At 65.2% G+C, this 13,275-nt stretch carries 15 protein-coding genes; 5 read left to right on the top strand and 10 right to left on the bottom strand.

Translation table 11 applies throughout. From position 1 onward, the window contains the following. Positions 1 to 19: 19 nt before the first annotated feature. The 4 genes from LN450_RS21255 to LN450_RS21240 all read right to left on the bottom strand — a co-directional run bounded on the left by LN450_RS21255 (position 20) and on the right by LN450_RS21240 (position 3,684). Positions 20 to 568 carry a hypothetical protein gene (locus LN450_RS21255; protein ID WP_041855003.1) on the bottom strand — a complete coding sequence of 183 codons (549 nt, stop codon included), beginning with the start codon at positions 566 to 568 and terminating at the stop codon, positions 20 to 22. Between the two features lie 289 nt (positions 569 to 857). Continuing rightward, positions 858 to 1,256 (bottom strand): hypothetical protein, encoded by a 399-nt coding sequence (locus LN450_RS21250; RefSeq protein WP_011345861.1) that lies wholly within the window; start codon positions 1,254 to 1,256, stop codon positions 858 to 860. A 599-nt stretch (positions 1,257 to 1,855) separates the two neighbouring features. Next, complete coding sequence (locus LN450_RS21245; protein ID WP_011345860.1) at positions 1,856 to 2,488, bottom strand: response regulator transcription factor; 633 nt, start codon at positions 2,486 to 2,488, stop codon at positions 1,856 to 1,858. Beyond that, on the bottom strand, positions 2,485 to 3,684 hold the full coding sequence (locus LN450_RS21240) for a sensor histidine kinase (RefSeq protein WP_039419449.1): 1,200 nt from the start codon (positions 3,682 to 3,684) through the stop codon (positions 2,485 to 2,487). The genes LN450_RS21245 and LN450_RS21240 overlap by 4 nt, the downstream gene beginning before the upstream one ends. A 60-nt stretch (positions 3,685 to 3,744) precedes the next feature. On the opposite strand from LN450_RS21240, the gene LN450_RS21235 reads away from it, so the two are divergent. The 4 genes from LN450_RS21235 (at position 3,745) to lldD (ending at position 7,798) form a co-directional block, all read left to right on the top strand. After that, entirely contained in the window at positions 3,745 to 4,311 is a 567-nt protein-coding gene (locus tag LN450_RS21235; protein ID WP_014088939.1) for a methyltransferase family protein, read from the top strand. Positions 4,312 to 4,528: 217 nt separating this feature from the next. Then, entirely contained in the window at positions 4,529 to 4,951 is a 423-nt protein-coding gene (locus LN450_RS21230; protein WP_039419436.1) for a DUF2141 domain-containing protein, read from the top strand. A gap of 26 nt (positions 4,952 to 4,977) precedes the next feature. Continuing rightward, positions 4,978 to 6,492 carry a carotenoid oxygenase family protein gene (locus LN450_RS21225; RefSeq protein WP_011345856.1) on the top strand — a complete coding sequence of 505 codons (1,515 nt, stop codon included), beginning with the start codon at positions 4,978 to 4,980 and terminating at the stop codon, positions 6,490 to 6,492. 139 nt (positions 6,493 to 6,631) lie between these two features. Next, on the top strand, positions 6,632 to 7,798 hold the full coding sequence (gene lldD / locus LN450_RS21220; protein WP_008573929.1) for an FMN-dependent L-lactate dehydrogenase LldD: 1,167 nt from the start codon (positions 6,632 to 6,634) through the stop codon (positions 7,796 to 7,798). Positions 7,799 to 7,935: 137 nt separating this feature from the next. Here lldD and ku read toward each other — a convergent pair whose 3' ends face one another. Both ku and LN450_RS21210 read right to left on the bottom strand, forming a co-directional pair. Further along, entirely contained in the window at positions 7,936 to 8,895 is a 960-nt protein-coding gene (gene ku, locus LN450_RS21215) for a non-homologous end joining protein Ku (RefSeq protein ID WP_011345855.1), read from the bottom strand. After that, entirely contained in the window at positions 8,895 to 9,293 is a 399-nt protein-coding gene (locus LN450_RS21210) for a hypothetical protein (protein ID WP_011345854.1), read from the bottom strand. Before LN450_RS21210 ends, ku begins: the two co-directional genes overlap by 1 nt. Before the next feature lie 150 nt (positions 9,294 to 9,443). Between LN450_RS21210 and LN450_RS21205 the strand changes: the two genes are divergently transcribed. Beyond that, positions 9,444 to 9,623, top strand: coding sequence for a hypothetical protein (locus LN450_RS21205; RefSeq protein ID WP_008573948.1), 180 nt, complete (start codon positions 9,444 to 9,446; stop codon positions 9,621 to 9,623). Between the two features lie 102 nt (positions 9,624 to 9,725). Here the strand turns inward: LN450_RS21205 and LN450_RS21200 are convergent, their stop codons facing one another. From LN450_RS21200 to LN450_RS21185, 4 genes are all read right to left on the bottom strand, one after another. Beyond that, positions 9,726 to 10,121 (bottom strand): DUF779 domain-containing protein, encoded by a 396-nt coding sequence (locus LN450_RS21200; protein ID WP_011345853.1) that lies wholly within the window; start codon positions 10,119 to 10,121, stop codon positions 9,726 to 9,728. Positions 10,122 to 10,297: 176 nt separating this feature from the next. Beyond that, the gene (gene adh, locus LN450_RS21195) at positions 10,298 to 11,827 is read right to left on the bottom strand and encodes an aldehyde dehydrogenase (protein ID WP_008573955.1); all 1,530 of its coding nucleotides are present in this window, start codon (positions 11,825 to 11,827) and stop codon (positions 10,298 to 10,300) included. A 386-nt stretch (positions 11,828 to 12,213) separates the two neighbouring features. After that, the gene (locus LN450_RS21190; protein ID WP_011345852.1) at positions 12,214 to 12,732 is read right to left on the bottom strand and encodes a hypothetical protein; all 519 of its coding nucleotides are present in this window, start codon (positions 12,730 to 12,732) and stop codon (positions 12,214 to 12,216) included. A gap of 194 nt (positions 12,733 to 12,926) precedes the next feature. After that, complete coding sequence (locus LN450_RS21185; RefSeq protein ID WP_039417256.1) at positions 12,927 to 13,223, bottom strand: hypothetical protein; 297 nt, start codon at positions 13,221 to 13,223, stop codon at positions 12,927 to 12,929. Positions 13,224 to 13,275: the final 52 nt, after the last annotated feature.

Below are 13,275 nucleotides of genomic sequence, written 5' to 3'. Positions count from 1 at the left end.
TGCGCCTGCATGCAGGTGCTCAGTTGGTGTCCCGAACGTAGGTATCGATTGCCTTGGGCGTCAGGGCAATCACGCGACCGGCAGGAAAACTGGATATCACATAGTTGTCTGGCGCATCGCTTTCGAAAGGCACGTCGAACGTGGACGCTAGAGTGCGCGCCCACCCTTCCGGGTAGGTGCTGCCGCTGACATGGACAACACTCATCGAAGGCCAATGCACTTGGCGTTTTGTCTGCGGATCCGTCAGGTCGGCCTGGCCGATCAGCACCCGACGCGATTGGAGAGGACGTGTTTTGGCACGTGCTGCCGGCTGCAGCTTGAAGCTATAGGTTCCGCTTTCAGGGTAATGCAGCTCGATGATCGATGCCGGCGAGGCAACGGTGACTTGAAATTCTTTCTCGTACCCGGCCTTGGTTGACCTGGCGCCCTCAAGCAGGCGCCACTGGTGATCGGCAATCGGACGCGCCGATACGATGACCGCGCCCCCTTGTTCCAGTATCGGCGCGTCGAGGGTCACGATCAGTCGCGACGATAACCTCGGCTGCTTTGCACAGCCGGTGGCGGCCATGAGCAAACATGCGATAGCCAAAACGGCGCAGCCAATCCGATACCTGCCCATCGTGTCACTTCCTCAACGCTGCACACCAGCATGGCCGCTCCATGCGGCCTTGCGTCTTTATACGTCCCTTCGCATCGACCGTGTTGCTGCGCGTCTAGCGCGTGTCGCCCGATCCTGCAGGATGACGGCGTGCTGCTGCCAGCCCGCGGCATCGATCTGGCGCCGCATGCACTGCGTGGCTCCTGCTCCTTGCCGCCGCTGCGGGCGTGGTGCATCCCAGGTAACCCTAGGAGCGTGGCTAGATGTCGGCCAACCTGCGCAGACGCTCGTCGCGCTCGGTTCCGTTGCTGAAAGCCGGCTTGATCTGGCCACGGCTCGACCACGTGCCGGCCGTGCCCGTGCCGATGCCCGCGCATTCAGGGTCATCGGTTTGGCCGACCTGGCGTGGGCGACTCGCCAGACCTTGCCGGCAACCTTCTCCATCGAAGCGCCTGATCAGTCGATCACAGGCATGGGCAGCAGTTCCCTGCACTGCCGACGCGCATCCCACGACGACCCGCATGTCGCGTTCGGCGACCGTTTGGATCGGCAGGGCTGCGCGGGGCCAACTGACCGGCAATTCGGCCTGGGTCGACGCCCCCCAGGCGCTGGTGAACAGCACGACGATCAACACGAACCACGACCGGACCAGGCGCATGACGGACTCCGCAGCAGACCGGAGCGCGGCGCGTCCGCGGGCGGCGTCGCTGGCCGCCGGATCACCTTCATGCGCGGCCCCGCGCCAGACCTGACGGCAACCTTACGGTTGCCGGCCGAAGCTGACGGTTGCCCATAAACCCTTATGGAACAGTCACATAGAAATGCAGGCCTGAACGAGCTCGGCACTCGGGATAGCGTGTCTGGGGGGCGAAACGGCAGCAAGTGGTATTGGCCGTACCCTCACCCCCAACCCCTCTCCCGAGGGGGCGAGGGGCTTGCGTCGTGTCGGGCAGCAAGCGAACTTCGGTCCTTCTACCGCGGGACAAGGTGGCGCGTAGTTACAGGAAGACGGTGCAAGGCTGTGCACTGTTCTGGGATGCAAGGCGGGATCGGCCGGTGAGGCCTACTGCAAGTTTAGGCCACGGCTGAGCTCGTTCGCGTTGGCTGTCTTCCGCCGTACCCTCACCCCAACCCCTCTCCCGGAGGGAGAGGGGCTTAGGTTCCCTTGCTCTAGGGCTTTCCGATCCGGTCCCCACCTGCCCGCTTTTCCGAATCCCAAATCCCGATTCCCCATTCCCCATTCCCGATTCCCCGCCCTCAAATCACCCGCAACGTGATCGCCTTCAACACCGCCCGGGTGCGGTCGCGGGTGCCCAGCTTTTCCAGGATGGTGGAGACGTAGTTCTTCACCGTGCCTTCGGCCAGGAACAGGGTGCGGGCGATTTCCTTGTTCGAATAGCCGCCGGCCAGCAGGCGCAGGATCGCCACCTCGCGTTCGTTGAAGGTCTCCCGCGGGGCCTGCTGGTCGCGGAACTGGTAGCGGGCGCGCACCGGGTCGGTGCTGACCGGCTGCAGCAGGGTGTCGCCTGCGGCAACGCGCTCGATCGCCTCGCGCAGGTCTTCCGGGGCGGCGTCCTTGAGCAGGAAGCCCTGCGCGCCGGCCTCGCTGGCGCGTAGTAGCAGGTCGCTGTCGTCGAAGGTGGTGAGCAGCAGCACGGGGGTGCGGTCGCCGCGGGCGCGCAGCTGCTCCAGTGCCTGGATGCCGTCCAGGCCGGGCATGCGGATGTCGCTGAGCACCACGTCCACCGTATGGATGGTCAGCGCATCCAGCAGGCCCTGGCCGTCGTCGGCCTCGCACACCACCTCCACGCCCTGCTGCTGCAGCAACGCGCGCAGACCGGCGCGCACCAGGATCTGGTCGTCGGCCAGGGCAATACGACGTGAACTCATACCGGTAGTCTCGCAATCAGGTGCATGCCGCCTGTGGGTGTGCGGCCAAGGTCCAGCTGGCCATGCAATGCGGCCAGGCGTTCGCGCATGCCGGTAATGCCGTTGCCTTCGCGGATGCGCTCGGCGCGGCGGCCATCGTCGCAGATGTCCACGTGCAACTGTGCGCCTACGCAATGCAGGTGCACGGCCACTTCATCGGCGTCGGCATGCCGCACGGCATTGGTCAGCGCTTCCTGCACCAGCCGCAGCAGCAGCTCGGCCACGCGCGCATCGGTGACACGCACGTCGGCATCGATCTGCAGGCGCAGCGTCGGGCGCGGGAACGGGGCGGCCAGCGCGCGCAAGGCGGTCTGCAGGTCCAGGCCCTGGTCGTCGCGCAGCGATTGCACCACGTTGCGGATGTCCGACAGCAGTTCAGCCGATAACTGCTCCACCACCGCCACCTCGTTGCGCTGCGCCAGGGCCGGGTCGGCGCTGAGCAGGCGCAGGTTGATGCGCATGGCGGTGAGCTTGTGCCCGGCCACATCGTGCAACTCGCGCGCCAGCCGCAAACGCTCGGCATCGCGCGCACTGTCGGCCAGCAGCGCGCGGGTGGCCAGCAGATCGGCGTTGACGTAGGCCAAGGTGTCGCGCGCCCGCTCGGCACTGCGGGCGTAATGCGCGGTGAGTGCGGCAAAGGCCTGGAAGCCGGCATAGATGCTCACGATCAACAAGGCCCGATCGAAGCCGGCGTGCACTAGCACCGCGTACATGCCCGCGTTCAACACCAGCGCCAGCAGCAGCACGCGCAACGGCGGCCAGGTCATGCCCGCCTGCGCCACCAGCATCACCAGCAGGACCGGCGCGGTGCCGGCATGCGGCTCCATCCAGACCAGCAGCAAGGCCAACGCCGCTTGCAGCAGGGTGGCCACCGTGCGCAATGCATGCGTTTGCGGCAACACGGTGTGCACCACGAACAATGCGGTAAAGCCGGCCAGCGCGCCCCAGCGCCAGGCACCGTAGGCAGACGCATCGGGCATGAACGACAGCGCGACCGCGGCAATGGTGAACGCAGCGGCCAGGCGCAGGGGGTGCAACAGGTGGCGGAAGGAATAGTTCATGCGGCGATGCTGACCGCCATGCAGGCGCTCGGCAATGGTGCGCAGGCAGAAGGTGACTTCTGGCAGGTGGGATCGATGACCTGCGGCCCCTGGTATGGGTGCAGTGCGCGCGCAGACTGGCCTCATCCACTCACCGCGTTGCCAAGGAGTCACACCATGTCCGCTTCCAGTCTGTTCATCGCGCTCAATCTGGTCTGGGGTGGCTATGAGCTGCTGCTCAGCCGCCGTCGCCGCGCCGGCGATGGTGGCGCGCACGATCAAGGCACCCTGAAATACCTGTGGCGCGTGTTGTCTGCGGCGGTGGCCGTTGCAGTGATGCTGGCCTACAGCGGCCTGGCGCACTGGCCGCAGGGTTGGGCGGGGTCGCTGCAGTGGACCGGCTGCGCCTTGATCGGCAGCGGGCTGGCATTGCGCGTGTGGGCCATCCAGGTGCTGGCGCGCTGGTTCACGGTGGACGTGACCATCCAGCCCGATCACCAGTTGGTGCGTCGCGGCCCGTATCGCTGGCTGCGGCACCCGTCGTACACCGGCGCGCTGCTGGCGTTTTACGGGCTGGCGCTGGGCATGGGCAATGCGTTGTCGGTGATGGCGATCGTGGTGCCGGTGACCTGGGTCTTCCTGCACCGCATTCGCATCGAAGAGGCCGCGTTGCAGCGCGCCTTCCCGGTGGCTTACCCGGCGTATGCGAAGCAGAGCCGGCGCCTGCTGCCGCTGGTGTGGTGACGGCGCAGACAGCAGCGGCGTCGCGCATGGATGCCAGGCAGTGCTTCGTCTGCTTGCACCCAGGTTCGGCCCACACGACATGCAACCTGGCGTGCTGCTGCAAGTATGGGCGACCCCTCACGGTCCGATCTGCGACGGCCGCCAGCGCAGCAAGGTGGATACGCTGCGTACGATCGGTCTCACCGCGTCGCATCCCTATCGTTGCCGGGAGAGTTGCATGCTCGCCCGTCCCTATCCCGTTGTTGCGCTCGCATGGCTGCTCGGCAGCGCCGGCGTGCACGCCGCCGACCTGAACGTGGACGTCAGCGGCTTGCGTTCGCAACAAGGCAAGCTGCGCATCGCGGTGATCGCCTCGGCCGCACAACTGGACAGTGCACAGCCGCCGGTGCAGGCGCAGACGCTGCCGATCACCAGCAGCACACCGCACATCCAGTTCAAGAATCTTCCGCCCGGCCGTTATGCCGTGATGATCAATCACGACGAAAACGCCAACGGCAAGCTGGACACCAACCTGATCGGCATGCCGGTGGAAGGATATGGCTTCAGCAACAACCCCACCGGCATGCGCAAGCCTGGCTTCGACGAGATCGTCTTCGACCTGCCGGCCAGCGGGAAGCGCATCAGCGTGCAAATGCGCTGACACCGGCACGCGATAGGAGCGCTGCCATGCACCGTCGTCGCTTTCTGCAATCCCTGTTGGCCGCTGGCGGCAGCGCTGCGCTCGGCAGCTGGATGTTACGCAGTCTGCCTGCACACGCCGCAGAAGCGGCAGCGTTTCATACACAGTTGCAGCGCACACCGTGGCTGCTGGGCTGGCGCAGCGTGACCAGCCCCACCTTCGGGCCGACCACCACGGCAGTGCAGGGCAAGCTTCCCGAAGGATTGGCAGGCAGCCTGTATCGCAATGGCCCTGCCTGGACCGAGCGCGCCGGGTTCCGCTACGAACACTGGTTCGATGGCGATGGCATGGTGCATCGCTGGCAGCTGGGCGGCACCCAGGTGCAGCACGTCGGGCGCATGGTGGCGACGCATAAATTCACCCAGGAACAGCAGGCCGGACGTTTTCTGTATCGCGCCGCTGGCACCTCCGTGCCCGACATGCAGCCGGTCCGCAATAACGACGACGTCAACACCGCCAATACCTCGGTGGCGATGCTCAATGGCCGGTTGTTCGCATTATGGGAAGCGGGATCGGCGATCGAGCTGGATCCGGATGCGTTGCGCACGCTCGGCCCGGTGACCTGGCGCGACGATCTGGCTGCGATGCCGTTTTCCGCACACCCATTGATCGACCGCGACGGCAGCGCATGGAACTTCGGCTCAATCAATGCGGCAGGCGCCAGCGGCGTGGTGCTCTGGCACCTGGGCGCAGATGCCACGTTGCGTCACGTGCAGCTGCTGCACACCGACGCCCCCGGCTATATGCACAGCTTTGCCATGACAGATCGGCATTTGATTCTGGTCATGGCGCCGTACCGCCGGCTGGACGGCGAGGGCGCGTTCTTCGAAAGACTGCGCTTTACGCCCGAAGCGCCATCGCGGATTGCGGTGGTGCCCAAGGATGCGTTGGACCAACCACGCTGGTTTGAAGCCGACTTTGCGGTGGCATACCACTTTGCCGACGCCTATGCGCATCGCGACCGCATCGTGGTGCGCGCCATCGTGTACGACGATCCGGAGCAGGCGCGCTCGCCAATGCGTGCGGCCATGCACGGCGACCCGGCGGCCGCACCATCACAGGTGCAACTGCGCAGCCTGCATCTGGACCTGAGCAACGGCCGCGCGCACTGGCAGCCGCATCCGGTGGATAATCTGGAATTGCCGTTGTACGACCGCCGCACCCCGACCACCACCGGCGCACGCCTGTATGCGCCATGCATCGATGGGCCCGACAACTCGCCGTTCCTCAATGCCGTGGCCGGCTATGACCTGGAACGCGACCGCCGCCAGGTGCATCGCTACGGGCCGGACGTGCTGGCCGAGGAACATGTGTTCGTCCCCAGGCCCGGCAGCGACCGCCCAGACGATGGCTGGTTGGTCGGCACCGTGCTGGACACCCGCCGCGGCCGCACCGGGCTGATGGTGCTGGACGCACGACATATCGATGCCGGGCCGGTGGCCCAGGCATGGCTTCCGTACGCGCTACCGCTAGGGTTTCACGGGCATTTTGCGCCCGCCTAGGCGGGCGCACAGCAACGGGCATGGCACTGCGTCGAGCCACATCCAGACCTAGAGTGCCGACTCGCTGCCCCGGTGCCGTGCCGTCTTGGATGGATCGTCTTACACTCGGCCGCTCCCCGCCGCTGCCGTCCCGTCTTCGATGATCATTTCCGCCGCTTCCGACTACCGCGCCGCTGCGCAAGCACGCCTGCCGCCCTTCCTGTTCCATTACATCGATGGCGGCGCGTATGCCGAACACACCTTGCGGCGCAATGTCTCGGACCTGGCAGATGTAGCGCTGCGCCAGCGGGTGCTGCGCAATATGTCGGATCTGCGCCTGAGCACCGAGCTGTTCGGCGAAACCCTGGCGATGCCGGTGGCATTGGCGCCGGTCGGCCTCACCGGCATGTATGCACGCCGCGGCGAAGTGCAGGCCGCGCGTGCGGCGGCCGCGCGCGGCATTCCCTTCACCCTGTCCACGGTGTCGGTGTGCCCGATCGAAGAAGTGGCGCCGGCCATCGAACGGCCGATGTGGTTCCAGCTCTATGTGCTCAAGGACCGTGGCTTCATGCGCAATGCGCTGGAACGGGCCAAGGCCGCGGGCGTGACCACGCTGGTGTTCACCGTGGACATGCCCACGCCGGGCGCGCGCTACCGCGATGCGCACTCGGGCATGAGCGGGCCCAATGCCTCGCTGCGGCGCATGCTGCAGGCAGTGACGCACCCCCGCTGGGCGTGGGACGTGGGCTTGCTCGGCAGGCCGCACGATCTGGGCAACATCTCCGCCTACCGCGGCAGCCCCACCGGCCTGCAGGATTACATCGGCTGGCTGGGCGCCAACTTCGACCCGTCCATTGCCTGGAAAGACCTGGAATGGATCCGCGAATTCTGGACCGGGCCGATGGTGATCAAGGGCATCCTGGACCCGGAGGACGCACGCGATGCGGTGCGCTTCGGCGCCGACGGCATCGTGGTCTCCAACCACGGCGGCCGTCAGCTCGACGGCGTGCTGTCCAGCGCACGCGCGCTGCCGGCCATTGCCGATGCGGTAAAGGGCGAACTGAAGATTCTGGCCGATTCGGGCATCCGCAGCGGGCTGGATGTGGTGCGCATGCTCGCGCTCGGTGCCGATGCGGTATTGCTGGGCCGCGCGTTCGTCTACGCGCTGGCGGCCGCCGGGCAGGCCGGCGTGGAAAACCTGCTGACCCTGATCGAAAAGGAAATGCGCGTGGCGATGACGCTGACCGGCACGCATTCCATCGCCGAGATCAGCGCCGACGCGTTGAGCCGGGTGACGCGCGAGCGGGCAGAGACGATCTCGCCTTGACGCCGCAAGACCGTCGCGCGTGATCGAGCGCTGTGAGCGGTTCGCCAGGCAGCTGACAGAAAGTGCCTCACCATTCGCGGCCAAGCGCGCGCCGACAGGCGGGCATGCCGCCCGTACCGTCCGTGCTGCGCCCCCGCCTATCCCGCCTTGCGCCTGGGCGCGGCCGTCTTGGCGGCAGTCTTCTTGGCCGCCTTGCCTGCGGTCTTCCTGACGGCTTTCTTCGGCGCTTTCTTGGTCGCCGCTTTCTTTGCAGGTGCGCTTGCCGTTTCGGCCGTGCTGGATTTCTTGGCTGGCGTGCGCGTATTGGCCTGCAGGCTCTTCTGCAGCAACGACATGAAGTCCACCACGTTGGTGGTGGCGTCTTCGTGCTGAGGGGGTTCCACGTCCACGGTGGTCGTGCCGCCCTTTTCCTGGATGCGCTTGCGCAAGATCTTTTCCAGCTTGCCGCGGAATTCGTCGTGGTAATCCTCCGGCTGCCAGGTGCCGGACATCGACTCGATCAGCTGCTTTGCCATCTCCTGTTCCTTGGGCGTGATGCGGTACTCGCCCACCGCACCGGCCGGCAGCTTGAAGTCCTGCGGGTCCACCACCTCCTGCTGATAACGCAGCAACAACAGGATCAATGCATCGCCCTGCGGCATCACCGCCGCCAGATACTCGCGGGTGCGGATCACCACCTTGGCAATGCCTACCTTGCCGGTGTCGCGCAAAGTTTCGCGCAACAGCACGTACCCCTTTTCGGCCTTCTTGCCCGGCACCAGGATGTAGGGCTTTTCGAAATAGCGCGGGTCGATGTCGGCTGCATCGACAAAGGTTTCCACCTCGACCGTTTCATGGCTTTCCGGCGCCGCAGAGCGGATATCCTGTTCTTCGACGATGACGTAGCTGCCCTTGTCGTATTCGAATGCCTTGACGATCTCCTTCCACGGCACCTCATCGCCGGTGTCGGCATTGACGCGTTCGAAGCGGATCGGTTTTTTGTCGCGCGAATCCAGCATTCGGAAATGCAGATCCACCTTGCGCTCGCCCGACATCAACGACACCGGCACGTTGAGCAAGCCGAAGGAAAGGGTGCCGGTCCAGATCGGTCGTGCCATCAGTGCGCTGCTCCATGAATTGCGGCTTCGGGAATGTGGTCCAGGGCCAGCCAGGCATCTTCGACAATGTCGCGCACATGCGGCCAGTCCAGTCGCGAGGCTCCACGCATGCTGTCCCACTGCGCAGCCAGGGCCTGCTCGCAATCGATATCGGCCCCGCGCGGCCAATCGGCAGCGTGGGTGATCCGCGCAAACGCATAGGCCGGCAATAAATCGCGCCAGGTGGGCCCGCCACGCCGGCGGCGGCGCTGGTAGTCGGCCAGGCTGTAGCAATGGAAATCCTGCGCCACGCCAGCCGTATCCGGCATGCGTGACTTGCGCGGCGCGCGCCTGGGCGGAGCGGGCTCGACATGGGCACTGAACAGGCGACGGTCGGGACGGCGATCCTGGGGGCGCATGGGCGGCTCCACGGTGCGGCATGGGGGCTGACATCAGTAACGCCGCTGCCGTGAGCCATGCGTGAGAAATTCGCTTGCATTGCGCGATTTGCGTGCCCTTCACCGCAGGCGCGGTGAACTGCTCGCCCATCTTGCTGTCAGGAGTCCACCATGTCCCGCGACCCGTTACGCGACCAACCCACCCAGCCGGGCGAACAACACGGCAAGCGCGACGCCGAACACTATGAAGACCGCGGCGCCGGCGATGCGCCCGGGCGCCTGATTCCTGCCGATGACCAGACGCCGGCCAAGAAGCCGGGAAGCGCGCCATCGACGGGGACCGATGACTGAAGAGGTGTTCCTGGCGGGTCTCTGGCTGAAAGCGTGGGTTGAAAGACAAACCAACCTGCACCAGGCCGATCCGTGATCACGGGGCAAATCTCACCGCGTGGCTCACGCCCGGCCGGCCTGCTGCAACCGTGCGAATTCATCATCATCAAACAGCCGCGACCGCACCAGGAAGCGCACACCTTCCCCATTTTCCAGCGAAAACATGCCACCGCGCCCCGGCACCACATCGATGATGAGCTGGGTGTGCTTCCAGTATTCGAATTGCGGCGCGCTGATGTAGAACGGCGCGCCGCCAATCTCGCCAAGCAAGACGTCGCGGTCGCCGACGATGAATTCGCCGACCGCAAAACACATTGGCGAAGACCCATCGCAGCAGCCGCCGGATTGGTGGAACAACACATCGCCATGCTGGGCACGCAGCTTGTCGATCAGCTGCAGTGCCGCCAGCGTGGCCGTTACCTGGGCCGGCAGCTCAGTGCGCGTGGTGCTGTCTTGCATCGGCTAACTCCTGCGGCCGCTCCGGCCGCCTTGTCGAGCACCATACCCTGCCGCTATGTGCGGGCGTGCATGCACGCGGACACCGTGTGCATGCCTTTGCATCGATGGTGCAGCAGAACAAGCCCGGCTGGCTTTCGTGTGCGCAAACATCGAGGCGGTCAGCCACGCAGCTGCCGTTAGAAAAGCCCCAGCGCCTTCGGCGAATAGCTCACCAACAGGTTCTTGGTCTGTTGATAGTGGTCGAGCATCATCTTGTGGTTTTCGCGGCCGATGCCCGACTGCTTGTACCCGCCAAATGCAGCATGCGCCGGGTAGGCGTGATAGCAGTTGGTCCACACGCGGCCAGCCTGGATCGCGCGGCCCATCCGATACAGGCGCGAAGCGTCGCGACTCCAGAGGCCGGCACCCAGGCCGTATAGCGTGTCGTTGGCGATCGCCAGCGCGTCGGCTTCGTCCTTGAAGGTGGTGACCGAGACCACCGGGCCGAAGATCTCCTCCTGGAACACGCGCATCTTGTTGTGCCCCTTGAACACCGTGGGCTTGACGTAAAAGCCCCCGGCCAGGTCGCCCTCGAGCGTGTTGCGCTCGCCGCCGATCAGCACTTGCGCACCTTCCTGCTTGCCGATATCGATGTAGGAGAGAATTTTTTCCAGCTGCTCACTGGACGCCTGCGCACCGACCATGGTGTTGGGATCGAGCGGATTGCCCTGCTTGATCGCCGCCACGCGCGCAAGCGCCTTTTCCATGAACCTGTCGTAGATGGATTCCTGGATCAGCGCGCGCGACGGGCAGGTACACACTTCGCCTTGATTGAAGGCGAACAGCACGAAGCCTTCCACCGCCTTGTCGAGAAAATCGTCGTCTTCGGCCATCACATCGGCGAAGAAGATGTTGGGCGATTTGCCACCCAGCTCCAGCGTCACCGGAATCAGGTTCTGGCTGGCGTACTGCATGATCAGCCGGCCGGTGGTGGTTTCGCCGGTGAACGCAATCTTGGCGATGCGCGGGTTGCTGGCCAGCGGCTTGCCGGCCTCCAGGCCGAAGCCGTTGACCACGTTCAACACGCCAGGCGGCAGCAGGTCGCCGATGAGTTCCATCAACACCAAAATCGAAGCCGGCGTCTGCTCTGCCGGCTTCATCACCACGCAGTTGCCGGCGGCAAGCGCCGGCGCGAGTTTCCAGCACGCCATCAGCAGCGGGAAATTCCACGGAATGATCTGCCCCACCACGCCCAACGGTTCGTGGAAGTGATACGCGATGGTGTCGCTGTCGATCTCGGAAATACCGCCTTCCTGCGCGCGGATGGCACCGGCGAAATAGCGGAAGTGGTCCACGCACAATGGCACGTCGGCATTGAGCGTTTCGCGCACCGGCTTGCCGTTGTCCCAGGTCTCGGCGTACGCGAGCAGTTCGAGATTCTGTTCGATGCGGTCGGCGATCTTGAGCAGTACGTTAGAGCGCTCGGTGGTGGAGGTCTTGCCCCACGCCTCCTTGGCCGCGTGCGCAGCATCCAGCGCCGCTTCGATATCCGGAGCGGTGGAGCGCGCGATCGAGGTAAAGACCTTGCCGTTGATCGGCGTGGTGTTGTCGAAATACTGACCATCCTTCGGCGCGACCCACTTGCCGCCGATGAAGTTGTCGTAGCGCGGTTTGAAGATCGACTGCGGATCGGTGTTGAGCGGCTTGGTGGCAGGTTGCGCGTTCATCGTGATCTCCTGGCAAGTGGTCCGATGCGAACGTGTATACCCGCGCAAGTGCTAGCGCAATGTCATGTGCGATGCTGTTGCGCTGCGTCATCGTGGAACCGGGATTGACCCTGCCATTCCCGCAAAAAATACGCTGCAGCGCGTCATCGGCCTGACGCCGATGGCACTGCAGCAGAATGGCGTATGCCGCGCCGTTTCGTTTGGCCGCCGGCTTGCGGCATCTGTCGCAACGCAGGTTCGCCAGTGAGGCACTGACACACTGAACATCGGCGAGGAGAGCAAGGCGTGTAGCGCACGCGGCAAGCACGTCGAGTCAATCAACGCAACGCGGGCGGTGACACGACTGCCAGGCTTGTGCATTCACCGAGCTGACGCTGCCAACCGCGCTAAGGTTTGCCAGTTACCGTCACACCGTGCTCTGCTGCCGTGCCGATGGCCATGGATTGCTCCGGTGGCACTTGGCAGTCGGTTGCCGTTTGTAGCCGGTAAGAGCGCAGCTGCCATGCGGCACTCCGACCGGACTGCTCCCAGGAATAGACCCAACGATGGCGTTGGCCGGCAGTACAGGCGTCGATCGTGATTTCGTCGCGCGGCTGGCCGCGTGCGGGCAGCGGCGCGGCGTTGCTGATGTCATCGGCGCGCGTATTCAACGGACGATCGAAGATGGCGGTGCTGATGCGCACCGCGCCCAGCGCTGCGGCATCGGCCGGCGGCGGCGTTTGCCTGGGCTGCGTCCCCAGCCTGGATTGCTGCTGCAACCACGCGTGGATTTGTGCAATGGCCGGAGTGCCGGCCGGATAGTCGCGCACGATGCGCATATCCACGTGGTCTGCCCACGCGGCGTTGCAGACCAGCAGGCCGGCCGCCATCGCCGCCAAGTTGACCGTTCGCTTGCAGACCATCATCGTCGCGCTCCATGCCGTGAATGCGTGGCAGAGGCTAGCATGCCGATCTGACGGTGCCTGGCTCGGCGCCGACTTGCTCGGACTTGCGCAGGAGGCTGTCTACCAGAGCGCAACGCGCTGCGAGCATGCACAGGCAGCAGCGCAACCTTCAGTCTCGCCATCGGCTAGTCCCATCGGCACGGCGCAATAGCGCACTAGCCGGCCGCGGTACTTCCTCTCGCACGCCATTGACGCACTGCCGCAAGCACGCGCTTGCCGTCGGTCGCGCTGCTGTCGCGTGCAGCGTAGTCGTGTGGCCGGGCTTGAACGTGGGCCGCCAACGTTGCGCAGGCGGCATGCTGGCCTGCCAGCACGGCGGCACGCTCGGTGGCGTCCAACAGCAGCAGGATCGAAAAGCCGGCGGCCGAGATCGTGCAGTTGATATCCAGCCAAGAGCGATCGCCCTCGGAGAGAAGGAACCAGTCGGCGGGGGCGTGGTCGATGACGATCATGCTGGTGCGGTATAGCGTGGGGAACGGTCTGATCGGGACAGGCTCGTCGCGC

Origin of the sequence: Xanthomonas euvesicatoria pv. euvesicatoria, assembly GCF_020880415.1 — a bacterium.
Taxonomy (GTDB): Bacteria; Pseudomonadota; Gammaproteobacteria; order Xanthomonadales; family Xanthomonadaceae; genus Xanthomonas; species Xanthomonas euvesicatoria.
The sequence above is the reverse complement of the archived record's forward strand: the minus strand, read 5'-3'. Positions and strand labels throughout refer to the sequence as shown.